The sequence below is a fragment of the Cryobacterium sp. M96 genome, from assembly GCF_002929845.1.
Lineage (GTDB): Bacteria > Actinomycetota > Actinomycetes > Actinomycetales > Microbacteriaceae > Cryobacterium > Cryobacterium sandaracinum.
Map to the genome: position 1 here is coordinate 25,336 of NZ_PJJS01000040.1, position 22,545 is coordinate 47,880.

General features: G+C 69.6%; 22 protein-coding genes and 1 pseudogene. 9 read left to right on the plus strand and 14 right to left on the minus strand.

Going from position 1 to position 22,545, the window contains the following annotated elements; translation table 11 throughout:
- Window positions 1-55: 55 nt before the first annotated feature.
- Window positions 56-1,294 carry a class I SAM-dependent methyltransferase gene (locus CXY79_RS05000; protein WP_104100049.1) on the minus strand — a complete coding sequence of 413 codons (1,239 nt, stop codon included), beginning with the start codon at window positions 1,292-1,294 and terminating at the stop codon, window positions 56-58.
- Between the two features lie 73 nt (window positions 1,295-1,367).
- The gene (locus CXY79_RS05005; protein ID WP_104100050.1) at window positions 1,368-2,360 is read right to left on the minus strand and encodes an LLM class F420-dependent oxidoreductase; all 993 of its coding nucleotides are present in this window, start codon (window positions 2,358-2,360) and stop codon (window positions 1,368-1,370) included.
- Window positions 2,361-2,446: 86 nt separating this feature from the next.
- On the opposite strand from CXY79_RS05005, the gene CXY79_RS05010 reads away from it, so the two are divergent.
- A complete protein-coding gene (locus CXY79_RS05010; protein ID WP_104100105.1) occupies window positions 2,447-3,613 on the plus strand; it encodes a glycerate kinase in 1,167 nt (388 codons plus the stop codon).
- Window positions 3,614-3,679: 66 nt separating this feature from the next.
- Here the strand turns inward: CXY79_RS05010 and CXY79_RS05015 are convergent, their stop codons facing one another.
- From CXY79_RS05015 to CXY79_RS05040, 6 genes are all read right to left on the minus strand, one after another.
- A complete protein-coding gene (locus CXY79_RS05015) occupies window positions 3,680-4,486 on the minus strand; it encodes a 2,3-diphosphoglycerate-dependent phosphoglycerate mutase (protein WP_233191263.1) in 807 nt (268 codons plus the stop codon).
- Between the two features lie 167 nt (window positions 4,487-4,653).
- A complete protein-coding gene (locus CXY79_RS05020; RefSeq protein WP_104100052.1) occupies window positions 4,654-5,256 on the minus strand; it encodes a hypothetical protein in 603 nt (200 codons plus the stop codon).
- Window positions 5,257-5,339: 83 nt separating this feature from the next.
- Window positions 5,340-7,427, minus strand: a complete 2,088-nt coding sequence (acs, locus tag CXY79_RS05025; RefSeq protein ID WP_233191265.1) for an acetate--CoA ligase — start codon at window positions 7,425-7,427, stop codon at window positions 5,340-5,342.
- On the minus strand, window positions 7,418-8,305 hold the full coding sequence (locus tag CXY79_RS05030) for an ABC transporter permease (protein WP_104100053.1): 888 nt from the start codon (window positions 8,303-8,305) through the stop codon (window positions 7,418-7,420). The genes acs and CXY79_RS05030 overlap by 10 nt, the downstream gene beginning before the upstream one ends.
- A 118-nt stretch (window positions 8,306-8,423) precedes the next feature.
- The gene (locus tag CXY79_RS05035; protein ID WP_104100054.1) at window positions 8,424-9,482 is read right to left on the minus strand and encodes an aliphatic sulfonate ABC transporter substrate-binding protein; all 1,059 of its coding nucleotides are present in this window, start codon (window positions 9,480-9,482) and stop codon (window positions 8,424-8,426) included.
- 95 nt (window positions 9,483-9,577) lie between these two features.
- Window positions 9,578-10,510, minus strand: a complete 933-nt coding sequence (locus CXY79_RS05040; RefSeq protein WP_104100055.1) for an ABC transporter ATP-binding protein — start codon at window positions 10,508-10,510, stop codon at window positions 9,578-9,580.
- A gap of 121 nt (window positions 10,511-10,631) precedes the next feature.
- On the opposite strand from CXY79_RS05040, the gene CXY79_RS05045 reads away from it, so the two are divergent.
- Window positions 10,632-11,468 carry an SDR family NAD(P)-dependent oxidoreductase gene (locus CXY79_RS05045; protein WP_104100056.1) on the plus strand — a complete coding sequence of 279 codons (837 nt, stop codon included), beginning with the start codon at window positions 10,632-10,634 and terminating at the stop codon, window positions 11,466-11,468.
- A 102-nt stretch (window positions 11,469-11,570) separates the two neighbouring features.
- Here CXY79_RS05045 and CXY79_RS16395 read toward each other — a convergent pair whose 3' ends face one another.
- Window positions 11,571-11,951, minus strand: coding sequence for a hypothetical protein (locus CXY79_RS16395; RefSeq protein ID WP_233191266.1), 381 nt, complete (start codon window positions 11,949-11,951; stop codon window positions 11,571-11,573).
- Window positions 11,952-12,066: 115 nt separating this feature from the next.
- Window positions 12,067-12,372: pseudogene (locus CXY79_RS16890) on the minus strand (DUF222 domain-containing protein); the annotation flags it as partial.
- Between the two features lie 1,184 nt (window positions 12,373-13,556).
- Here CXY79_RS16890 and CXY79_RS05055 point away from each other — a divergent pair.
- From CXY79_RS05055 to rbsD, 6 genes are all read left to right on the plus strand, one after another.
- Entirely contained in the window at window positions 13,557-14,621 is a 1,065-nt protein-coding gene (locus tag CXY79_RS05055; RefSeq protein WP_104100058.1) for a LacI family DNA-binding transcriptional regulator, read from the plus strand.
- A gap of 1 nt (window position 14,622) precedes the next feature.
- Window positions 14,623-16,131, plus strand: a complete 1,509-nt coding sequence (locus CXY79_RS05060) for a sugar ABC transporter ATP-binding protein (RefSeq protein ID WP_104100059.1) — start codon at window positions 14,623-14,625, stop codon at window positions 16,129-16,131.
- A gap of 16 nt (window positions 16,132-16,147) precedes the next feature.
- Window positions 16,148-17,119 (plus strand): ABC transporter permease, encoded by a 972-nt coding sequence (locus CXY79_RS05065; protein WP_104100060.1) that lies wholly within the window; start codon window positions 16,148-16,150, stop codon window positions 17,117-17,119.
- 74 nt (window positions 17,120-17,193) lie between these two features.
- Complete coding sequence (locus CXY79_RS05070) at window positions 17,194-18,138, plus strand: substrate-binding domain-containing protein (RefSeq protein WP_104100061.1); 945 nt, start codon at window positions 17,194-17,196, stop codon at window positions 18,136-18,138.
- Entirely contained in the window at window positions 18,135-19,058 is a 924-nt protein-coding gene (locus CXY79_RS05075; protein ID WP_104100062.1) for a ribokinase, read from the plus strand. Before CXY79_RS05070 ends, CXY79_RS05075 begins: the two co-directional genes overlap by 4 nt.
- The gene (rbsD, locus tag CXY79_RS05080; protein ID WP_104100063.1) at window positions 19,055-19,438 is read left to right on the plus strand and encodes a D-ribose pyranase; all 384 of its coding nucleotides are present in this window, start codon (window positions 19,055-19,057) and stop codon (window positions 19,436-19,438) included. The genes CXY79_RS05075 and rbsD overlap by 4 nt, the downstream gene beginning before the upstream one ends.
- A 59-nt stretch (window positions 19,439-19,497) precedes the next feature.
- Here the strand turns inward: rbsD and CXY79_RS05085 are convergent, their stop codons facing one another.
- Window positions 19,498-20,391: an NAD-dependent epimerase/dehydratase family protein gene (locus tag CXY79_RS05085; RefSeq protein ID WP_104100064.1), complete on the minus strand. Its 894-nt coding sequence runs from the start codon at window positions 20,389-20,391 to the stop codon at window positions 19,498-19,500.
- Window positions 20,392-20,465: 74 nt separating this feature from the next.
- Here CXY79_RS05085 and CXY79_RS05090 point away from each other — a divergent pair, with 74 nt between their 5' ends.
- Window positions 20,466-20,996 (plus strand): pyridoxal 5'-phosphate synthase, encoded by a 531-nt coding sequence (locus CXY79_RS05090; RefSeq protein WP_104100065.1) that lies wholly within the window; start codon window positions 20,466-20,468, stop codon window positions 20,994-20,996.
- A 21-nt stretch (window positions 20,997-21,017) separates the two neighbouring features.
- Here CXY79_RS05090 and CXY79_RS05095 read toward each other — a convergent pair whose 3' ends face one another.
- The 3 genes from CXY79_RS05095 to CXY79_RS15900 all read right to left on the minus strand — a co-directional run bounded on the left by CXY79_RS05095 (window position 21,018) and on the right by CXY79_RS15900 (window position 22,416).
- Window positions 21,018-21,218, minus strand: a complete 201-nt coding sequence (locus CXY79_RS05095; protein WP_158250224.1) for a hypothetical protein — start codon at window positions 21,216-21,218, stop codon at window positions 21,018-21,020.
- The gene (locus CXY79_RS15895) at window positions 21,197-21,928 is read right to left on the minus strand and encodes a glycosyltransferase family 2 protein (protein WP_158250225.1); all 732 of its coding nucleotides are present in this window, start codon (window positions 21,926-21,928) and stop codon (window positions 21,197-21,199) included. Before CXY79_RS15895 ends, CXY79_RS05095 begins: the two co-directional genes overlap by 22 nt.
- Before the next feature lie 227 nt (window positions 21,929-22,155).
- Entirely contained in the window at window positions 22,156-22,416 is a 261-nt protein-coding gene (locus tag CXY79_RS15900) for a hypothetical protein (protein WP_158250226.1), read from the minus strand.
- Window positions 22,417-22,545: the final 129 nt, after the last annotated feature.

The window sequence follows — 22,545 nt, forward strand, 5'->3', positions numbered from 1 at the left end:
CGAAACGACACGTTCGAGGGGCGGGCGCCGCCGCGCACCCTTCAAACCTGACGGTTCACCGAACAGCGTCAGGCGCGTCGGGGGCATCGGCAGTCGACTGGGCCGGCGGAGAGACGGCCCGCAACCGCCAGAGCGACGTCACTTCCTTCGACCGGGCGGCGTGCAGGGGATCGGACGCGTCGGCGGCGCGGCCGTGCACGGGTTTGGCGTCCAGGCGGGCGACGACCTCGAGGCCCGCGTCCTCGATCAGGTCGAGGAGTTCGCCGCGGGAGCGCAACCCGAGGTGCTCGGCGATGTCGGAGAGCACGAGCCAGCCCTCCCCGGCCGCCTGGAGGTGGTCGGCCAGCCCGGCCAGGAAGCCCCGCAACATCCGGCTGTCGGGGTCGTAGACGGCGAAGTCGGTGGCGGTGACGGCGGACGCGGGAATCCACGGCGGGTTGCAGACCACGAGGTCGGCGCGGCCGGCGGGGAACAGATCGGCCTTGATGATCTCGACCGCACCGGCCAGCCCGAGCCGCCCGATGTTCGCGCGCGCGCAGGTCAGCGCCCGTGGCTCCTGGTCGGTGCCGACCACGTGACGGATGCCGCGTCGCGCCAGCACCGCAGCGAGCACCCCGGTGCCCGTGCCGATGTCGAACGCGGTGGCGGTCCCGGCGATCGAGCCGGCCTCAGCCGCAGAACCTCCGGCCCAGGCTGCCGGCAGCGGGGCCGTGTTCACCAGGTCGAGGTATTCGCCGCGCACGGGCGAGAACACCCCGTAGTGCGGGTGGATGCGGGCGCCGAGCGCGGGTACGTCGACCCCGGTCGTGCGCCACTCGTGCGCCCCGATGACGCCGAGGAGCTCGCGCAGGGCGGTGACCGAGGCATCCGTCGCCGGGCCGTAGGTCTCGGTGCAGGCCTGGCGCACGTCGGGCGCGCGGCGGAGCGGAACGGTGTAGTCGGCGTCGAGCGGCACGAACACCAGGCCGAGCAGCCGGGAGCGGCGCAGCGCCTCGGAGCGGTAGTGCCGGAAAGCGGCGGCCAGGTCGGTGGTGGGCGCGTGCCGGCCGTGGTCGATGCGGCGGGCGAGGGCGCTGAGCAACTGGCGGGCGCCCAGGAAGTCGCCGCGCCAGAGCATGCCGGTGCCAGCCTTCGCGTGGCGGTAGGCGGCATCCGCGGTCATCGTGTCGTCGGCGATGACGACGCGTTCCGGCGGCGCCCAACCGCTCTCCGAGTGCCAGAGGGCCGACCGAGTCCGCCCGGCCTCCGCCCAGGTGATGCGGGCGGGCCTGGTCGCCGTGTTCGTGCTGGTCATGGGTTCCATCTTTGCGCGGGTGGGGTGGGGTGGGCGTGCCGGGGCCGGCGGGAGAGCACGGGGTGCGGCCCGATCAACGCAGCGCGGGCATGACCTCGCGTTCGAAGAGTTCCAGACCCGAGCGGTCGTAGGCGGCCTCCGGGAAGTAGTGGATGGCGTAACCGAGGCCGCGTGCCTTCATGCCGTTCAGGCGCTCGACGACCTGTTCCGGTGTGCCGACGCACTGCGCCTCGCCGCTGCGGTACTCGGCCATGAATGCCGCCGCGCCCTCCGAACCGAGGTAGGGGGTGACCCGGGCCTCGATGGCGTCGAGACGGTCGGCGACCTCGGCCTCCGTCGCCGCGATCACGGTGTTGTAGTTCGCCGAGCGGGTGATCGCGCCGAAATCGGTGCCTTCCGCCATGCAGTGCGCCTCGAGCAACTCGCTCTTGTGCGAGAAGCCCTCGGGGGAGCCGTCGAAGTTCGTGTAGTTCGCGTACTTCGCCGCGATCTTGAGGGTGACCTTCTCGCCGCCGCCGGCGATCCAGACCGGGATGCCTCCGTCCTGCAGTGGTAGCGGCCGCACGATGGCGCCGTCCACCTGGTAGTGCTGTCCGTCGAGGGTGGCCTTACCGGTGGCCCAGGCCTGGCGCATGATCTGCACGCCCTCGTCGAGGCGTGCGAGGCGCTCGCCGGCGCGCGGGAAGCCATAGCCGTAAGCGCGCCATTCGTGCTCGTACCAGCCGGCGCCGATGCCCATCTCGACGCGTCCGCCGGAGATGATGTCGATGGTCGAGGCGACCTTCGCGAGGTAGGCCGGGTTGCGGTAGCTGATGCAGGTGCACATCTGGCCGAGGCGCACCCGTGTCGTGGTGGCGGCGAACGCGCTCATCAGCGTCCAGGCTTCGTGGGTGGCCTCCTCGCTCGGCACCGGCACGGTGTGGAAGTGGTCGTACACCCAGATCGACTCCCACTCGCCGGCGTCGGCGTGCGCGGCGAGGCCGCTCATGGTCGCCCACTGTTCGACGGGATCGATGTCGACCAGGTCGTGACGCCAGCCCTGAGGTATGAAGAGTCCGAATCGCATGGTTTCGAGCCTACGCGGGGGTAGCGGATGCTGCGTCCTGCGCCCTGCAGTTGCAGCTGGTGCCCGGGACCGGGAAGATCAACACCATGAAGTTCGTTCTGGCCCCCGACTCGTTCAAGGAATCCATGTCGGCCGTCGAGGCCGCCACGGCCCTGGAGCGCGGCATCCGTTCCGTCTTCCCCGGCGCCGAGTGCGTGCGGGTGCCGATGGCCGACGGCGGCGAGGGCACCGTGAACGCGATGGTTGCCGCCTGTGGCGGTGAGATCGTGGAGACCGAGGTTCAGGATGCCCGCGGACGCCCGGTGCTGGCCGCCTACGGCTATGTGGCCGCCGAGCAGCTGGCGATCATCGAGGTTGCGGCGTCGGCCGGCATCCATCTCGTCGCCGCAGCCGACCGGGACGCACGCACCGCCAGCACGTACGGCGTCGGGCAGCTCATCACCGACGCGCTGGACCGCGGTGCGAGCCGGTTCGTGATCGGGCTGGGCGGCTCGGTGACCAACGACGGAGGGGCTGGCATGCTTCACGCCCTCGGCGCTCGTCTGTTCGATTCCGCCGAACGTGACCTGGACTGCGGGGGAGCGGCGCTTGCGCGGCTCTGCCGGATCGACCTGGAAGGATTCGACCCGCGGGCGCGGTCCGCGTCGTTCGAGATCGCGAGCGATGTCGCCAATCCGCTGCTCGGTCCGGGCGGCGCCACCGCCGTCTTCGGCCCGCAGAAAGGCGCCGATCCGCAGGCCGTGCGGGACCTCGAGGAGGCCCTCACGGTCTTCGCGCGGGTGCTGACCGCGGATTCCGGGCGTTCCGTGGCGGAGCTGCCCGGCGCCGGCGCGGCCGGCGGGCTCGGCGCGGCCTTCCTCGCCTGCTTCGACTCCCGCATGCGGCGGGGCGTCGAGGTGGTGATGGAGGCCGCCCTCCTCGAGCGTCGCCTGAGCGGGGCCGACTTCGTTTTCACCGGCGAGGGCAGCATCGACGGGCAGACCCTGCACGGCAAGACCCCGCTCGGCGTGGCCGAGGCTGCCGCGCGCAACGGTGTGCCCGTGATCGCGTTCGCGGGCCGGGTAGGACCCGGGTCCGAGGTGCTCTATGACCAGGGCTTCGCCGCGCTGGTGCCGATCGTTCAGGAGGTCAGCGACCTCCCGCAGGCACTGACGGATGGTCCGGCGAACCTCGAACGGGCCGCCGCCACGGTGTGCCGTATCCTCGCCCTCGGGCTGTCGGCCGGGGCGGCCCGCGGGGCGCAGACAAGCTAAGCGACGGGAGCCGGAACGTCACGGACGGCTCGAGATCACACACCCGAGCTCACAGGCTCGAGATCGTCAGGTACCGCCCTCATTCGCGAGGGTGAGGGCGGCCGCCAGCGCGGTGACGGAGTCGAGGTAGCGGCCGCCGAACGGCACGGGACGCCCCCGGGCGTCGAAACGGTAGACCAACGGCTGTCCGGTGGGCAGGTTCAGGTCGCGGATCTGCCCGTCGGACAGGCCGTCGATCACCGCGCACAGAGCCCGCAGGGAGTTGCCGTGGGCCACCACGAGCACGATCTCGCCGCGGGCGAGAAGCGGGTCGACGCGCTCGGTGAGGAAGGCATCCACTCGGGTGATGACGTCGCTGAGCGCCTCGGTGCGGTTCAGTGCGGCCGCCGGCAGCGCGCGGAACAGGGCGGTGCCGGCGAACTCGTCGTAGAGCAGGTCGCCCATGGCGGGCGGGGCCTCGGCGACCGAGCGGCGCCAGGCCACGAACTGTTCCTCGCCGAACTCGGCGCGCACATCGTCTTTGGAACGGCCGGTCAGCGCGCCGTAATTGCGTTCGTTCAGTCGCCAGTCGGCGTCGCAGCCGACCGGCGGGCGGGCCAGACCGGCGGCGACGATCGCGGCGGTCTGCCGGGCGCGTGTCAGCGTCGAGGTGAACAGGGTGACAGGTGCTGCAGCGGGTGCCGGTGCCGTGGTCATGGCCGGAGAGCCGGTGCCGGTGGTCGGTGGCCGTTCGCCCGGCAGCGCAAGGTTGAGGAGGATGGTGGCCGTGTGGGCCTCGCGGATCCCCTGATCCGACAGCGGCGCATCCAGCACGCCCGTGAACAGCCCGGCGGCGTTCGCGGTGCTCTGGCCGTGCCGCAGCACGATTAACACCCCCGTTTCACGCACGGTGACCAGCCCTGTTCGAGTCTCAGCCGGCGGATGCCTCAGCCGTCGCGGATCTTCCGCCGCTAATTCTCAGGCTACAGCCCCGCAGTGACCACCGCCCGGCGGGGAGTGGCCGGGTTGAGCGGGAGCGACTCTCGCGGAAGGGGGTGGGCTCAGAAGCCGAAATCGCCGCCGCCGAAATCGCCGCCGCCGAAATCGCCGCTGCCGGAGTCGCCGCCGGAACCCGCGTCGCCGCCGGAACCCGCGTCGCCGCCGGAATCGCCGCCGGAGTCGCCGGAACCGGAGTCGGCGCCCGAGGCATCCGCGCCGCCGGAGTCCATGGGCAGGAAAGCGCTCATCAGCGTCGACGCGATGACATAGCCCGCCACGGTGCCGAGCAGGGAGCTGCCGACCATGCTGCCGAAGCTCGGCCCGCCCTGGCCCTGGTTGCCGAAGGCGCGGGTGAGGGTGCCGGGCTGGCGCAGCTCCGCCCGGGTGGCCGCCTGAGCCAGTGTTGCCGGTTCGGCGTTCGCCGGGCGCTCGCTGGCGTTGGCGTTCTCGCTTAGCTGGCGGAACAGCAGGTCGCGTTGCTCATCGTTCAGTTTGCTGAAGGCCTCCGCGTGCACCTGCTCGATCGTCTCGGGCGGTGCCGTGCGCAGTAGGTACTGATAGCGATCGACGGCGATCTCGTCGTCGGTGCGCTGCGGTGCGGCCGCGCGTCGCTGCTGTTCCGGCTGCTGGGGCTCGGTTCCGAAGAGGCGGTCGAAGAATCCCATGGTGTGCTCCTCTGGCTCGGGTCGTCTGGGGCGTTGGTCCCTACGATTCCACCCGTCGCTGGGTAGGCGCTGGAACCGTGCGCTCAGCGCTGCCGCGCGGCCGCCACGATCACGGCGATGCGGCCCGGAACCGAGTCGTCCTGGAGCGCGGTCACGTCGCCGAGCGCACGACCGGCCACGATATCGCCGAGGAGGCGACGCATGATCTTGCCCGAGCGGGTCTTGGGCAGGTCAGGCACAACGAACACCTCCTGCGGCCGGGCGACGACCCCGATGGCCTGCGTGACGTGCGCGCGCAGCAGTGGCTCGAGGGTGCCCCGGGCGGCCAGCCAGACCGCGGGGTCGCCCAGGTTGCCGCGCTCGCCGGAACCGCTGGTGGGGCGCGGTGCCGCGGCCGGGATCACGAAGGCCGCGATGGCCTCGCCTGTTCTCGCATCCGTCACGCCGACGACGCCGGCCTCGCCGACCAGCGGATGTGCGACGAGCGCCGACTCTATCTCGATCGTCGACAAGCGGTGCCCGGACACGTTGATGACGTCGTCGACGCGGCCGAGGAGCCAGATGTCGCCGTCGTCGTCGTATTTCGCGCCGTCGCCGGAGAAGAAGAAGCCCTGCTTCGCGAACCGGGCCCAGTAGGAGTCGCGGTAGCGCTCGGGGTCGCCCCAGACGGTGCGGGCCATGCCTGGCCAGGTGCCCTCGATCACGAGGTAGCCGCCGGAGCCGAACGGCACCGGCCGGCCGTGGTCGTCGACGACGTGGGTCGTCAGGCCCGGCAGGGCGCGCAGGGCCGAACCGGGCTTGAGCGTGCTGACGCCCGGTAGCGGCGCCATCACGGCGGCGCCGGTCTCAGACTGCCACCAGGTGTCCACGATGGGGGCGCTGCCAGCGCCGATGTTCTCGCGGAACCACACCCAGGCCTCCGGGTTGATGGCCTCGCCGACCGACCCGAGCAGACGGATGCTGGACAGGTCGAACTCGCTCGGCAGCCCTTCCGGGAACCACGTCATCAACGTGCGGATGAGTGTTGGCGCCGTGTAATAGGTGGTCACCCCGTAGCGCTCGATGATCTCGAGGTGCCGGCCCGGATGCGGGGTGTTCGGCGTTCCCTCGTAGATCACCGAGGTGGTGCCGTTGGAGAGCGGCCCGTAGTGCACATAGCTGTGAGCGGTAACCCAGGCCAGGTCGGCCGTGCACCAGTGCACGTCGTCGTCCTTGACGTCGAAGACGGCCCAGTGGCTCCAGGAGGTGTGCGTGAGGTACCCGCCGCTGGTGTGCACGAGCCCCTTCGGAGTACCCGTCGTGCCCGAGGTGTAGATGATGAACAGCGGGGTCTCCGCGTCGAAGTACGCGGGTTCGTGCACGGGGGAGGCGAGGTCGACGCTGTCGTGCCACCAGACATCCCGGCCCGGCGTGAAGGGGATGTCGGGGGTCAGGTCGCCGGTGCGGCGCACCACGAGCACGTGCTCGATCGAGTCCACGCCCGCGACGGCCTCGTCGGCCGCGGCCTTGACCGGCACGGCCTGACCCCGGCGGAACTGGCCGTCGGTGGTCACGAGCAGCTTCGCGCCGGTGTCCTCGACCCGGAACCGCAGCGCTTCGGCGGAGAAGCCGCCGAAGACGAGCGAGTGCACGGCGCCGAGGCGCGCGATGGCGAGGGTGATGATGATGGTTTCGAGGATCACCGGCAGGTAGAGCACGACCCGGTCGCCCGGCACGATGCCGAGGTCGGTAAGCGTGTTGGCGGCGCGGTTCACCGCGCGTTCGAGTTCGGCATAGGTGATCGTTCGGCGGTCGCCGGGCTCTCCCTCGAAGTAGAAGGCGACCTTGTCACCCTTGCCGGCGGCCACGTGCCGGTCGACGCAGTTGACGGCCACGTTGAGCTTGCCGCCCGCGAACCACTCGGCGCGGGGAATGGAGAGCACGCCGTCGGCGTCCGCCCTGGCCGGCTGCCAGGTGTGGTCGGTGTGCCACGGCTCGGCCCAGTCGAGGCGGTTGGCCTGCTCGGCCCAGAACGCGATCGGATCGGCGGCGGCCCGGTCCCACCAGGTGGCGTCGACGTTGGCCTGCGCCGCGAAGGCGGCCGGGGCCGGGTAGCGCCGGGTTTCGGTCAGGAGATTACGGATGGTGGCGCTCGCCGGATCGAACGGGGCCGGCATCGGCGTCAGGCCCATTTGCGGTTCGCCCAGCGCTCGAAGAGGCCAACGGCGGCATCCGTCAGCTTGCCGAGGATGGCGAGCAGGATGATGGCGAGCAGGATGCGGTCGATGCGGCCGTTGTTCTGGGAGTCGATCAGCAGGAAGCCCAGCCCCATCGAGGAGGCGATCAGCTCGGCGGCCACGAGGAACAGCCAGGCCTGGGCCAGAGCCAGCCGCAGCCCGGAGACCACGGCGGGGATCACCGCGGGCAGCTGCACGGCCGTGAACAGGCGCGCCCTGCGCAGGCCGAACGCGCGGCCCGCCTCCACGAGCTGACGGTCGACGTGCCGCAGCGCCGCAGACACGGTCGTGTAAACGGGGAAGAAGGCGCCGATGGCGATCAGGGTGAGCTTGGACTCCTCGCCGATCTTCAGCCAGAGGATGAGCAGGGGAACCCAGGCGAGCGACGGCACCGCCCGGATGGCGCCAAGGGTAGGGGCGAACAGTACGTCGGCGGCCCGGGACAGGCCGACTAGGGCGCCCAGGGCGATGCCCAGGGCGGCGCCGACGGCGAAACCGATGAGCACTCGCTGGGTGGAGATCGCCGCGTACTGGCCGAGCAGCCCGCTCGCGAACAGGTCGACGCCGGCCTGCCAGACCATCGCGGGGGAGGGCAGTTGGGCCATCGTGAACACGCCGAGCGCGGTGGTGAGCTGCCAGGCCGCGAGGATCAGGACCGGCAGGACCGCTCCGCCGCCGAGGGCGATCCAGCCGCGCGAGGCGAGCGGCCGGCGCGGGGCACGCGCCGTGCGGGCGGCGGGGGCGGATGCAGCGAATGCGGTGGCGTCGGGCACGGTCCGGGCCGACGTGCGCGGCAGCGTGCGGGGCAGTGTGCGGGGCACAGTCTCGGTCATGGTCGCGTCCTCTCGGTGGGTGGCGCTGGTGGGGCCGGGGTGCTGGGTGCAGGGGGTGCTGGTGGTGCGGGTGTCCGGGGCGGTTGCCCGCCCCGGACGGCGCTACGGTGGTTCCTGATTACTCCGTGACGACCGACGGGTCGGCCTTCGTGGCGAAGCTGTCGTTGACGATCGTGTCGAGGGCGTCGTCGATCTGGCTCTGCGCTGCCACGTCACCGGCGGCGACGAAGGTCGGGCCGATCTTCTTCAGCACCGTGAGCTGGGCCTTGCCGGGCACGTTGTCCACGTCGAGGTTGGAACGCTCGGTGATCACCGTGGTGGCCACGGCGAGGTCGAGGCCCGAGACGCCGGCCAGGATCTCGGCGGTCTGGCTGGGGTTCTCGAGCGCCCAGGCGCGGGCGTGCTCGTAGACGTCGACGACGGTCTGGGCCACATCGGGCTTCTCGGTCAGGAAGCTTTCGGTGGCGTTGAGGAACCCGTAGCTGTTGAAGTCGACGTTGCGGTAGAGCAGCTCCGCGCCGGCAGCCTCGGCACCGGCCATGATCGGGTCGAGTCCGGCCCAGGCGTCGACCGAGCCGTTCTGGAGGGCAGCCCAGCCGTCGGCGTGCTGCAGGTTCTGCACGGTCACGTCGTCGAGGGTGAGTCCGGCCTCCTCCAGAGACTGGAGCAGGAAGAAGTAGGGGTCGGTGCCCTTGGTGGCGGCGATCTGCTTGCCCTTGAGATCGGCGACGTCGGTGATCGCGGAGTCGCCGGGAACGACGAGGGCCGCCCACTCGGGCTGCGAGAAGATGTCGATGACCTGGATCGGCGAGCCGTTCGAGCGGAACAGCAGCGCGGCCGAGCCGGCGGTGGAACCCACGTCGATGGCATTGGCGCGCAGTGCCTCGTTGGCCTTGTTGGAGCCGGCCGACTGTACCCAGTTCACGGCGATGTCCTGGTCGCTGAGGGCATCCTCGAGCCAGCCCTGGTCCTTGATCACCAGGCTGAGCGGGTTGTAGGTGGCGAAGTCGATGTTGAGGGTGCCGCCGGTGGTGACGGTGGTCTTACCCGCTTCGGCGGCCTCGGCCGGCTCGGCGACCGGTTGGTTTTCACCCGCGACGCAGCCGGTGAGCAGCAGGGCGGCGGCGGTTGCGACGGCAAGGAGTGCGATTCGTGTGGTGGAGCGGTGCTGTGTCATCGGGATCTCTCAGTTGATTGGGCAGCGGATGCTGCACCCGGTGTGGGAAAGCGGTGGTGAAAGCAGTGCGGTGGTGAAGTGGTGAGGCAGAAAAGTCAGTAGGGGAAGGCCGGGATGGTAGAGGTCGCGGCGAGCCCGCGTGCCTCGCCGTGGCGGTCGATGCCGAGCCCGGCGAGAAGTCGTCCGCGCAGTTCGGCGAGTTCCGCCGAGCCGCGGTCGCGGGGGCGGGCCCCGGGAACGGTGAGTTCCTGCACGATGGTCGCGCCGGCGCGGGTGTCGTTGTCGGGCCGGCCGAGCAGGATGATCCGGTCGGCCAATTGCAGCGCCTCGTCGACGTCGTGCGTGACCAGGAGGACCGTCGTCGGCGCCTGGGCGTGCACGTCGAGCAGGAGGTCCTGCATCTTCAGGCGGGTGAGCGCGTCGAGGGCGCCGAACGGTTCGTCGAGCAGCAGAACGCCCGGGTTGCGGGCCAACGCCCGGGCGAGGGAGGCACGCTGCGCCATCCCGCCGGAGATGGCCTGGGGGCGGTGGCCGGCGAACGCGGCCAGACCGACCAGCTCGATCAGTTCGGCGACGCGGGCGCGGCCGGCGGCCCGCGGGGTGCCGCGGGGCAGTCCCAGTGCGACGTTCTCGGTGACGTTGCGCCAGGGCAGCAGGCGCGGCTCCTGAAATCCGACCGCGCAGCGCGGGTCGATGCCGGCGACGGGCGAGCCGTCGATTCTCACCTGGCCGATGGTCGGGGAGTCGAGGCCGCCCGCGATGCGGAGCAGAGTGGACTTGCCGCATCCGCTCGTGCCCAGAATCGCCAGCACCTCGCCGGGCCGCACCGTGAGGGAAATGTCGCGGAGCACCGGGGGTAGGGCGGTGGCCCCGCGGGTCGTGGCAGGGGCGAACGTGCGGCCGATCGCCTCGAACTCGACTGTGCAGGCCGAGTTTCCGGTCGTGGTCGTGGCCGTGGATCTGGACGCCGCGCCGCGCACGGACGCCGGATCGGCGAACGCCTCGTGTGGTGCGGCGCGGTGCGGCATGGGCGGCTTTCGGTCGAGGGAGGGGAAGAGTTGCTTGACGTTAGCCGAGGGCAGACGGATGCTGCTGGGCCGGCCGCAACCCGACGTAACACGCGGCGCTTCTTCTTGGGATGATGGGGCCATGACTCGAACCGTTTCCGGAGCCCGTGTGCTCATTACCGGTGCCGCCAGCGGCATGGGCCGCCTCTATGCCGAGCGGGCCGTCGCCGAGGGCGCGAAAGCCGTGATCCTCTGGGACCGGGACGCCGGGGCGCTGACCCGTGCGGCCGGCATCCTCGGCGATCGGGCCGGCGAGGGCACGCTCGTTGTCCCGTATGTCGTGGACATCGCCGACCTCGGCGCGATCGCCCAGACCGCCCAGCGGGTGCGCACGGAGGTCGGCGACCCGGACATCGTGATCAACAACGCCGGCATCGTGCGCGGAGCCTTCTTCTGGGAGCACGACAACGGCGCGGACACGCGGCCGACCATGCAGATCAACGCGCTCGCGCCGATGTACATCGCCCGGGAGTTCCTCCCGGCGATGATGGCCAATCGCGGTCGTGCGTCGCGTATCGTGAACATCGCGTCGGCGGCCGGGATGCTCTCGAACCCTCGGATGAGCGTCTATGCGGCGTCGAAGGCGGCCCTGATCGGGTGGGGCGACTCGCTGCGTCTGGAGCTCAAGCAGCAACGGTTCGGGCACGTGAAGGTCACGACCGTCTGCCCCAGCTACATCTCGACCGGGATGTTCGAGGGTGCCCGCGGTCCGCTGCTGACGCCGGTGATGACGCCGGAATACGTGGTCGAACGGGTCTGGCAGGCGATGCTCGCGGGCAAGCCCATGCTCACCATGCCGTGGACGGTCGTGCTCTCGAAGGTGGTCCGCGGTCTGCTGCCGCTGCCCCTGTGGGACGTCGTCGCGGGTCGGGTCTTCGGTGTCTACGGCTCCATGGACAAATTCACCGGTCGCCCCTAACCCGAGCCCCGGTGGTCGAGCCTGTCGAGACCCGGCGACCCGCCCTCCCGAGGTTCCCCGCCGGTGGTCGAGCCTGTCAAGACCCGGGACGAGAGCCGCGCCCTACAGCCCCACCCGCTTGCTCGGCAGTGCGATCAGTGTCTGCTCCGGATCGTTCTCCACCGGTGGCCGGAGCCAGTGTTGCGTTCCGGTGCGGGTGATCTTCCAGTGCTGGTTGTGCAGCAGTAGGTGGTGCGGGTGGCAGAGCAGCACTCCGTCGGCGAGGTTGGTGTCTCCGCTGACTGTGAGCCAGTCGTTGATGTGGTGGGCTTCGGTCCAGGCCGGTGATCTGTCGCAGTCGACCCACCGGCATCCGCCGTCGCAGAGCACCCGGTCGATGGTTTCCTGCGAGATGGGGACCGGGTTGCCTTCGATCTGCCCGTGAGCGGCGGGTTCGGCGGCACCCGGCTCGGCGGGTTCGGCTGTGAGGGCCTTCTCGGTCACGATCACGCGCCGCCTGGCGGCGTCCGCCGAAGACCCGGCCGGGGTCGGCTTCGCCGGCGATTGTGAGCAGTTGCACGAGGGAGTCCGTGTTGATCTGCTCGGTGCTGCGCGGGTCGTCCTGCTTTTTTTGGGCCCAGGCGGCGCGTTCCGGGTCGACGAAGCGTACTCCGCCGCGGCGGGGGCTGGTGATGGAGTCGAAGGTGGAGAGCACGAACTCGCCGTCTTCGGGGGCGAAGAGCCCGTTCAGGCGCACGTTGCCATTGCTCAGCCGGTAGACCTTCAGGTAGCGGTCGTCGTGGGCCTGCTTCTCGCGGGCGGCGATGCCGGCCTGATCGAGCCGGTCGCGCATCCGGCGGGCCCGTTTGAAGACCTCGTCGGCATTCAGTGACGGTGCCTCGGTGAGGAGCGCCGCGAGGGCCACCCGGAGCTTCTCCGCGGTAACTGCCGCGTCGATCTGGCCGAGCCGGCCCGGATAGCCTCGGCCGCGTCAACCGAGAGCGTGCCGGCGGTGACGCCCCGGGCAACCGGCGCCTGCCAGGGCACCCTCGCGGCGAACGCCGCGACGTCGACAGCGTCGGCGTCGGCGTCGGGCGTCGGGCGTCGGGCGTCGAGAGCGTCGAGAGTGCCTCTTCGACCAGCTTGTCGGCCGCCTCGGTGTCGGCCATCATCGTGCCGACCGCGACGAGCTTGTAGGCGTCGCCCTTGGATGAGCCGGTCCAGTTCTGGATCAGGGCCTCGGGCGAGAGGAACCCCTGCTGCGCGGCCAGCCCCGAGTGGCCAAGTTCCGGGCGGGACCGGCGGGCGATGGTTGCGGCCATCAACGCGGCATAGGTGTCGAGCAGACGGCGCGCGCAGGCGATCCGCTTCTGGCCGGCCAAAGCCTCGGCGTCGGGAAGAGTCGCGAGGTCGGCGCTCGAGGAGCCCAGCAGGGCGACGGCGTCGGCCGCCTGCCTGAGGTCATCCGCGAGNGCCTGAGGTCATCCGCGAGTTCGTCATGTTATGAGGATACTTTAAGGAGCACACGTAGTCGAGTGTCACTCATCTTTTGTGGATAAAAGTTTCGTATCTTTGTTCAGCAGCACGGCTGTTTGGCCGCGCGGCGCCACCGAGTCAGCGCTGAGCCCGCGGCCTGACCGGCAGCAACGCTCGGTGCCGTGGCGCAGGTTGGGGACGACGGCGGATCCTCTCACGTGCGCCCGCTTTACGGAACGCGTGCCGGGAGGTGCAATGTGGCACGGGAACCCTGATGACTGACTCGCCGGGTCTCGACGGGCTTGACCACCGACGGGGCCGCGACTTCGAGGCGCAGACAGGCCCAGGCCCAGGACTGACGCGGGTCGCCCCGCCGACAGGTCCGCTACCGGCAGGTCTGTGACTTTCGGATGGATCCGTCCGAGTTCTAGCCGACCCAGAAGGGTGCCGTCTCTGTAGGTATCTCGCTGAATCTCCATGGTCTCCTCCGCGCCGTACCGGGCATGCTACTTCGCTGCACTGTTCCTCCGGGCTCGTTGACAGCGGCCCTCGCGGGGACCTAGTATGAAATCGTTTCCATGGAAACGATTCCACGACTACATTGATACCCGCACGAACACGAAGAGGTGAGAGATGGTTGCCATCACGATCAAGGATGTCGCCGCCCTGGCCGGCGTCTCCGTGGCCACGGCCTCCCGGGTCCTGTCCGGCAGCCCGGCCACCTCGCCCGCGGCTCGGGCTGGCGTCGCCGCCGCGGCCGCCCAGCTCGACTACCGGCCCAACGCCCAGGCCCGCGCCCTGCGCAGCACCCACACCGAGTCCATCGGCCTGCTGGTGTCGGATGTGCGCAACCCCTTCTTCGCCGACCTCGCCCACACGGTCGAACAGGCCGCCCTGGCTGCCGGCTATGTCACGCTGCTCGGCAACGCGAATGAGCGCAAGGAACAGCAGGACCGGTACCTGGACACCCTGATCTCCAGGCGAGTGGACGGCATCGTCGTGGCACCGCTCGGGGACGGCAGCGGCAGCATCCGTTCGCTGATCGAACGCAAGATCCCGACCGTCTTCGTGGACCGCACCGTGGACGGCCTCGATGTGCCGAGCGTGACCACGGACAGCGAAACCGGCATCCGCCAGGCTGTTGCACACCTGGCCGCGGCCGGCCACACCCGCATCGGCTACATCTCGGGCCCGCAGGCCATTTCGACCGGCCGGGACCGGTTCGCCGCCTTCACTCGCGCGGTGGCCGAGTTCGGCCTCAGCCAGGACCCCGACTTGGTCTACTTCGGCGACTTCCAGGCCGCCAGTGGCTCGGCCGGCGTGCACGCGCTGCTCGAACTGCGCCAGCCGCCCACCGCCCTGCTCGCCGCCGACAGCCCGATGGCCGTGGGCGCGATCGCCATTCTTCACAAGCGCGGGCTGCGTATCGGCCGGGACGTGGCTTTGATCGCGTTCGACGACATCGAGTGGTTCGCCCTGCTCGACCCGGCGCTCAGCGTCATCTCGCACAGTGTCGAGGACATGGGCCGGATCGCCGTGAAGATGCTGCTCGAGGTCATTGGCGGAGGCACCCCCGAGTCGGTGGTGCTGCCCAGCGAACTGATCATCCGGGCGTCGTCCTCGGCGCCCATCTCAGGAGTGCCCGATTCACCCGCAGCCGTTTCACCCGCATCCGGGCCGAGCCCGAGGAAGAACTGACATGAGTCAACAACCACTGGTCACCCTGCAGAACGTGGGCAAGACCTTCGGACCGGTGACGGTCATCAAAGACGTCACCGTCAGCGTCTACGCCGGCAAGGTGCAGGTGCTGCTGGGCGAGAACGGCGCCGGCAAGTCCACCCTGATCAAGATGATGGCGGGGGTGTACCAGCCGGACGCCGGCCACATCGTGGTGGACGGGCAGACAGTCACCCTGCCCACCACCCGCGCGGCCGAGGAACTCGGCATCGCCACGATCCACCAGGAACTGAACCTCGTTCCCACCATGAGCATCGCCGAGAACGTGATGCTGGGGCGGATGCCCACCAAGCACGGCCTGGTCGACCGCAGCGCCCTGCGCAATCGGGCGCGTGCCGCCCTCGCCCTGATCGGCCTCGACGTCGACGTGGACACCCTGGTCGGCGACCTCGGCATCGCCCGGCAGCAGCTGGTCGAGATCGCCAAGGCGCTCAGCATCAACGCCCGCATCCTGATCCTGGACGAGCCCACCGCGGCACTGACCCGCCACGAGACCGAGAGCCTGTTCGCCGTGATGACCGACCTGCGCCGCCGTGGGGTGGGCATGCTGTTCATCAGCCACCACCTTGACGAGATCGCCGAGGTCGGCGACACCGTGACCGTGCTGCGCGACGGCGAGTTCATCGCCGAGGTGCCGGCCTCCACCCCCGAAGACGACCTCGTGAAGCTGATGGTCGGCCGCAACATCGAAGACCATTTCCCGCGGTCGGCCGGCGACGTGAGCCAGGCGACCGAGATCCTCACGGTCGACAAGCTCACCTCGGCCGGCTCGTTCAGCGACATCAGCTTCAGCGTCAAGGCGGGCGAGGTGCTTGGCATCGCCGGGCTGGTCGGCGCGGGGCGCACCGAACTGATCCGCGCGATCGCAGGCGCCGACCGGTACACCTCCGGCACGGTCGCCGTGCGCGGCCGGCAGCTGCCGAACGGCAGCATCCAGGCGGCAATCGCAGCGGGCATCGGGCACGTGCCCGAAGACCGCAAGGGACAGGGGCTGGTGCTCGACGCATCCGTCAACGACAACCTCGGCTACGCCACGCTCGCCGCCACCGCGAAGCTGGGTCTGGTCGACTTCGCCGGCCAACGCAGCCGGGCCGCCGAGGTGGCCATGAAACTGCGCATCCGGATGCACACCATCGACCAGTCGATCGGCGCACTCTCCGGGGGCAACCAGCAAAAAGCCGTGTTCGGCCGCTGGATCATCGCCGCCTCCACGGTGCTGCTCCTCGACGAGCCCACCCGCGGCGTCGATGTGGGCGCCAAGGTCGAGATCTATGAACTGATGAACGCGATCACGGCGGCCGGGGGAGCGATTCTGATGGTCTCCAGTGAACTGCCCGAGATTCTCGGCATGAGCGACCGCATCCTCGTGATGCGCGACGGCCGGATCGCCGGCGAGCTCACCGCCGCCGAGGCCACCCAAGACGCAGTCATGACACTCGCCGCCCGCGATGTCGACGAGAAGTACGAATAGAGATAGGGAAGCCACCATGTCCACCACAACCCTGCCGTTGAAGCGCCGCGGTCTCGACTACAAGAAGTTCCTCGCCAACAACGGCGCCCTCGTCGGCCTCGTCGTTCTCTGCATCGCCCTGTTCATCGCGACTCCCGACTTCCTGACCGCGCAGAACCTGCTCAACATCGGCATCCAGGTGTCCACGGTGGCCGTGCTGGCCTTCGGGATGACCTTCGTCATCGTGGCCGGCGGGATCGACCTCTCGGTGGGTGCCGTGGCGGCCCTGTCGGCCATGTCGTCGGGCTGGATGTTCGCCAGCGCCGGCCTCCCCGGCTGGATCGCCCTCCTGGGTGGTCTGTTCGTCGGAGCCCTGGCCGGCACCATCAACGGTTTGGCCAACGCCTACGGCAAGCTGCCCTCGTTCATCGCCACGCTCGCCATGCTCAGCGTGGCCCGCGGACTGACCCTGGTCATCTCCGACGGCCGTCCGATCTCGACGCCGGCCGAGGTCTCCTTCCTCGGCGGCAACCTGGGCCCGGTGCCGATGCCGATCATCATCCTTGTGCTCGCCGCCCTGGCCGCTTCCTTCCTGCTCAACCGGACTGTCATCGGCCGCTCGATGTACGCGGTCGGCGGCAACGCCGAAGCCGCCCGGCTGTCGGGACTGCCGGTCAAGCGCATCCTGGTCACCGTCTTCGCCCTGGCCGGACTATTCGCCGCACTTGCCGGGCTCCTGCTCGCCGGGCGCCTCGACTCCGCGCAGCCGCAGGCCGCGGCGGGCTACGAACTCGACGCCATCGCGGCCGTCGTGATCGGCGGTGCCTCCCTCGCCGGTGGCCTCGGCAAGATCTCAGGCACTTTCGTGGGTGCCCTCGTGCTCGTCGTCATCCGCAATGGCCTGAACCTGCTCAACGTGACGTCGTTCTGGCAGCAGGTTGTGATCGGACTCGTGATCGCCCTCGCCGTGGGCGTCGACGTGCTCCGCCGCAAGACCCGCAGCAGCTGACCAGGCCGGCGGCCGACATCCGTCACCCCCTCTACCTTTCTCCTCACCCATCAATAACCACAAAGGAATACACAATGAAGTCCTCCTCGTTTCGCAAAATCGCGGCGCTGACCGCCACCGCCGCCCTGATTCTGGTGGGCACTACGGCCTGCGGCCGTGGTGGCGGGTCTGAGGCGTCGGGCACCAAGATCGTGCTGGCCGTCTCCACCCTGAACAACCCGTTCTTCGTGGAACTGCGCGACGGCGCGCAGGCTGCCGCCGACGAGGCCGGCGTGCAGCTGAACATCGTCGACGCCCAGAACGACTCGGCCACGCAGGCCAATCAGCTCGCCACCGCCGCCTCCGGCAGCACCAAGGCCGTCATCGTGAACCCGGTGGACTCCGACGCAGCCTCCTCCGCCGTGAACGACCTCCTCAGCGCGGGTATTCCGGTCATCGGGGTCGACCGCACGGTCAACGGCGCCGACCTGAACTCACTCGTCGCCAGCGACAACGTGGCCGGTGGCCGTCAGGCTGCCGACGCCCTCGCCGAGGCCATGGGCGAAACGGGCAGCGTCATCCACCTGCAGGGTGTCTCCGGCACCTCGGCCAGCCGTGACCGCGGCCAGGGCTTCGAAGAGGGTATGAAGGCCTACCCGAACATCACCGTGGTCGCCAAGCAGACCGCCAACTTCGACCGCGCCGCCGCGCTCGACGTGACCACGAACCTGCTGCAGGCCAACCCCGGCGCGACCGGCCTCTTCGCTGAGAACGATGAAATGGCGCTCGGCGCCATCCAGGCGCTCGGGTCGCGGGCCGGCACCGAGGTCGCGGTCGTCGGCTTCGACGGCACGGCCGACGGACTCGCCGCCATCGAGGCAGGCACCCTGGTTGCCACCATCGCTCAGCAGCCGGCCGAACTCGGCAAGCTCGCCGTTGAACTGGCCATCAAGGCCATCGCCGGCGACACGATCGAGAAGACCGTTCCGGTCGAGGTCGTCTCCGTCACGAAGACGAATGTCGGCGACTTCGCCAAGTGAGTTACTCCGCCAGCACGGTCGTCGTCGTCGGGTCGATCAACGTCGACCAGCTGATCACCATCGAACGCCACCCGCTGCCCGGTGAGACCCTCATCGGAACGTCGATGGAGCTCCTCCCCGGAGGAAAAGGAGCCAACCAGGCCGTCGCGGCCGCCCAGCTGGGCGCCGCGGTGAGTATGGTCGGCCTGGTCGGCCGGGATCCGCAGGCCGAGGTCGCGACTGCGATCCTGACCCGCTCCGGAGTGAACTTGTCGAATGTGCGCGCGGTGGACGGCCCGACCGGCCTGGCACTCGTCACGGTCGCCGCCGACGGCGAAAACACCATCGTGATCATCCCCGGCGCCAACGCACTGCTGGGCGCGGAGGCCGTTGAGGCCAGCGCGACCGTCATCGCGGAGGCCGCCGTGGTGGTGCTTCAGGGTGAGATTCCCGCGGAGGGCATCGTGGCGGCAATGCGGCTGGCCACCGGCCGGGTGGTGCTGAACCTGGCGCCCGTGATCGAACTGGATGCCGCGAGCATCCGTCGGGCCGACCCGCTGGTCGTCAACGAGCACGAGGCTGCCCTCGTGCTCGCGCAGCTCGCCCCGAAAATGGTCATCCCCACCGAGGACGCCGAGCTCGTCGCCCGGCTCCTCGACTGGGGCGTTCCCTCGGTCGTGCTCACCCGCGGTGCGAAGGGCGCGATCTGCGCCGACCGGGACGGTACCCACAGTCTGGCGTCGCCACGGGTCGTTGCCGTGGACAGCTCGGGCGCCGGCGACGCATTCGTCGGCGCCCTCAGCGCGCAGCTCGCGGCCGGGTCGAGCCTGTCCGAGTCCGTGCGCCGGGCCGTGCGCGTGGGTGCCTTCGCAGTGCAGTCGCGCGGCACGCAGACGTCGTATCCCTCCCTGGCCGACGAGCTGCCGCTGGTACGCGCATGAAGCGCCGCGGCATCCTGAACGCCGACCTCTCCGGCGCCCTGGCCCGCCTCGGGCACACGGATGTCGTTCTCCTCGCGGACTGCGGCATGCCGATCCCGGCCGGCGTTCCCGTGATCGACCTGGCGCTTGTGCATGGTGTGCCGCGCTTCGAGCAGGTGCTCGACGCCCTGCTCGAGGAGATGGTGTTCCAGCGCTGCGTGGCCGCGGAGGAGTCGAAAACCGCCCCCGCCGGGGTCTGGCTGGCCGACCGGTTCGACGCGATCGAGTACATCAGCCACGCCGAGTTGAAGGACCTGTCGGCCTCGGCGAAGCTATTCATCCGTTCGGGGGAGGCGACGCCGTTCGCGAACGCGGCGCTGGTCTGCGGCGTCTCGTTCTAGACGTCTCGTTCTAGGCGTCTCGTTCCCGAACGAATTGGTTCACACCGAACCCGGTTGAGCTACGGGTGACGGATGCCCCGGCCGGCCAGCACGGCCCGGTAGCCCTCGCGGTAGGTCGGATAGCTGAACGTGAAACCCGTGCCCAGCAGCAGATGGTTGCGGAGGCGTTTGTCGCCTCCGCGCTGGCTGTCCCGCGGGACGGGCCGAGTGGGCGCGGCAGTCGTTGTGCCGGGAGCGCCGGGTGCCTCAGGCTTAGGGGCCGGCAGTCCAAGCTCCTCGGCAAGGAACGCCAGCACCTCACCGCCGCGCACCGGCGCGCTGTCGACGCCGAGATAGAGGGTCGCCGGTGCTTCCTCCCGCAGCATCAGGTGCACGATCGCGGCCGCGGCATCATCCCGGTGGATGCGGTTCGTGTGGCGGGCCGAGGCCGACGCGGTGGTGCGGCCGCTCCGCACCTGGGTGATCAGGCGCTCCCGGCCGGGGCCGTAGATGCCCGACAGGCGGAAGACGACAGCCGCGGGGATGCGGGCGTGCAGCATCCGTTCGGCCTCGAGCAGAATGGCGTCGGTGCCCGGCCGCGGGTTGGCCGGCGTCTGCTCGTCGACCCAGCTCTCGTCGGACACGTCGTAGACGGCGGTCGACGACACCAGCAGCACGCGGCGGGGCGTGACGCCGGCCTCGTCGAGCGCGTCGAGGAGGTTCTGCAGACCGTCCACGTAGGCCGCCCGGTAGACCGCAGGGCTGGGGTTGCCCGCGGCGATCGCCACGATCACGATCTCGGTGTCGGCCGGCACGACCGGCTTGTGCGCGCTGAGGTCGACGGACTGGCCCTCGATACCGGCGGGGAGAACGGCCGCGTTGCGGCGCAACCCCACCACCCGGTGCCCGAGCGCCGCGAAACGCAGGCCCACCTCCGTGCCGAGGTCCCCGCATCCTGCAATGAGTACCTTCATCTCGCTCCTCTTGTCTGCTTCCAACGCTAGCGGCACTCTCTGAACGCTGACAGTCGACGCAGTAGGCTCGGTGGGTGAGCGAATCATTCCGCAGCATGCTGCGTTCCCTGCCGGATTTTCCCGTCGATCTGCCGATTTTCGACCCGGCGTCGGCGCCACTCGACCCGGCTGTACTGTTCCGGTCGTGGCTTGATGAGGCCCTCGCGGCCGGGGTTTCCCAGCCGCACGCCTTCAGCCTGGCGACCGTCGGCGCCGAGGGCATGCCGTCGTCGCGCATGCTCATCCTCAAGAATCTCGACGCCGAGGGCTGGCACTTCGCCACCTCGCGGGCGTCGCGCAAGGGCCGGGAGCTGACGGAGCATCCGTTGGCCGCGATGAATTTCTTCTGGTCGGCGCTGGGCCGCCAGGTGCGCGTGGTCGGCCCGGTCGCCGAGTTGTCGACGGATGCCTCGGCGGCCGACTGGTCCGAACGGCCCGGCGCCGACGGATCAGAGAACCCCACCTGGCAGCTGTACGCCCTGCGCCCGGTCGAGGTCGAATTCTGGCAGGCCGACCCCGGCCGCCGGCACGTGCGCCACCGCTACCTGATTCCCGCCGAGGGCTGAGCGCGCTCGGGCTGAGGGGGACTACTTCCAGCGGCGGGCGGACCCGGTGAGGAACCGCACATAGCCGACCAGTGACGCGTAGGAACACAGCACCTGGTCGCCGAGCAGATAGGCCAGGTAGCCGAACCGGTTGCGTCGCATTTCCAGACCGAGCGGACCGAAGACCCGGCGGCTCTGGAACATGCGCAGACTTCCGTAGATCACCAGGGTGATCGGAAGCACGGCCAGCGCCCAGATCGAGACCACGGCCGTGTTGCCGAAGACGGCGAACAGCACGAGGCCGGGCACCCAGAACAGCCCGTCCACTTCTGCATGCGGGTGGGCAGGTTGATGCGGGAGTTGCGCACGAGAACCGCGCCGGCCACGGCAACAGTGTCTGCCGGGGCGGATTCAAGCCGGGAGATCAGGTGGCGCGGGGCCTTCCGGTGCAGCAGCGTGTCCGCGTCGACCGTGATCAGATAGGGCGTGGTCACGTGGGTCAGTGCGGAGTTCAGCGCGTTCGACTTGCCGGGGACAGGTTGCCGCACGACCAGCAGGTCCACGTCGGATTCGATGGCGGCGACGTTGGCGAACCGCGCCGTAGCGTCATCGGAGCCGTTGTCGGAGAGGATCACCGTCACCTCGCCGGCGTAATCGCTCCCGCCGATGCAGCGGATCGCCTCCCGGAGACCGTCCTGCTCGTTTCGGGCGGCCACGATGATGGTCAGGGGGGTGACCGGATCGGGGACCCGGAACGGCGGCTGGCGATCCAGCAGGAGCGACAGGCTCAGAAACGCCACCACGAAGCCAGGCAGGAATGCCACCAGGGAGACGATGATCCACGCCGCCGGTTTGCCGGTCAGGCGGGTCAGGTCCTGGATCCACGGCAGCGAGATCCAAACGGATGCGTCGGTCCAGCTGAGCGCGAACAGAACGGACAGCCAGAACTTCACGGCGACGGAGAGGCAGAGCCGGCGCCCGGGCGTCCGGTGGAGGGCAGCGGGCTCAGCGCACGCTGTCGGCGATGCCGGCGGTGCCGGCGCGGTTGGAGCGCGGGCATGTGAGCCCCAGGTGCGGGCTGTGTGACTCACGGCTGCGGCATCTGTCCCCCGGGTTGTTACTACAAACGTACGCCGCGACGGGCCCGCTGAGGAGTTGCCGAAGACACCAGTTCGGAGAGCTAGAAGTCCTCGTAGGTGAAGGCCTCCTCGGCGAGAAGCTGGGTCCAGGGCTCCGGTCGTTGGGAGCGGACTTGTTGCAGCGTGACGGTCGAGTTCGGGGTGATCAGAAGCGTAGTCAAGAACCCGGCGGAATTGATCACATTGATGAATCCTCCACCGCGCTGCACCGCGTCGGCCACGGAGGTTTTCCATGCTGCCAGGTCATCGTCGGTGTCGACAACGTAACGGTCGCCATTCACGGTCAGACGGTACTCGTTCATGGAAATAGACCCTGTCTCTCAGCGGACCCTGAAGCGCCACGTGGTGGTTCAGCAGAGATCGGACGATGCCCTAAGAATTGGCGTCGGAGAGTAATATATAGCGATCAGTTTGAATTTCAAACTATTTTA

Bases quoted from the DNA above. Each gene is read 5' to 3' on its own strand.
- CXY79_RS05010 (WP_104100105.1), top strand. From the start codon at position 2,447: ATGAAGTTCGTTCTGGCCCCCGACTCGTTCAAGGAATCCATGTCGGCC.
- acs (WP_233191265.1), bottom strand. From the start codon at position 7,427: ATGGGCCTGACGCCGATGCCGGCCCCGTTCGATCCGGCGAGCGCCACC.
- CXY79_RS05065 (WP_104100060.1), top strand. From the start codon at position 16,148: ATGTCCACCACAACCCTGCCGTTGAAGCGCCGCGGTCTCGACTACAAG.
- CXY79_RS05005 (WP_104100050.1), bottom strand. From the start codon at position 2,360: ATGCGATTCGGACTCTTCATACCTCAGGGCTGGCGTCACGACCTGGTC.
- CXY79_RS05085 (WP_104100064.1), bottom strand. From the start codon at position 20,391: ATGAAGGTACTCATTGCAGGATGCGGGGACCTCGGCACGGAGGTGGGC.
- CXY79_RS05000 (WP_104100049.1), bottom strand. From the start codon at position 1,294: ATGACCAGCACGAACACGGCGACCAGGCCCGCCCGCATCACCTGGGCG.
- CXY79_RS15900 (WP_158250226.1), bottom strand. From the start codon at position 22,416: ATGAACGAGTACCGTCTGACCGTGAATGGCGACCGTTACGTTGTCGAC.
- CXY79_RS05070 (WP_104100061.1), top strand. From the start codon at position 17,194: ATGAAGTCCTCCTCGTTTCGCAAAATCGCGGCGCTGACCGCCACCGCC.
- CXY79_RS05055 (WP_104100058.1), top strand. From the start codon at position 13,557: ATGGTTGCCATCACGATCAAGGATGTCGCCGCCCTGGCCGGCGTCTCC.
- CXY79_RS05020 (WP_104100052.1), bottom strand. From the start codon at position 5,256: ATGGGATTCTTCGACCGCCTCTTCGGAACCGAGCCCCAGCAGCCGGAA.
- CXY79_RS05045 (WP_104100056.1), top strand. From the start codon at position 10,632: ATGACTCGAACCGTTTCCGGAGCCCGTGTGCTCATTACCGGTGCCGCC.
- CXY79_RS05060 (WP_104100059.1), top strand. From the start codon at position 14,623: ATGAGTCAACAACCACTGGTCACCCTGCAGAACGTGGGCAAGACCTTC.
- CXY79_RS05040 (WP_104100055.1), bottom strand. From the start codon at position 10,510: ATGCCGCACCGCGCCGCACCACACGAGGCGTTCGCCGATCCGGCGTCC.
- CXY79_RS05035 (WP_104100054.1), bottom strand. From the start codon at position 9,482: ATGACACAGCACCGCTCCACCACACGAATCGCACTCCTTGCCGTCGCA.
- rbsD (WP_104100063.1), top strand. From the start codon at position 19,055: ATGAAGCGCCGCGGCATCCTGAACGCCGACCTCTCCGGCGCCCTGGCC.
- CXY79_RS05030 (WP_104100053.1), bottom strand. From the start codon at position 8,305: ATGACCGAGACTGTGCCCCGCACACTGCCCCGCACGCTGCCGCGCACG.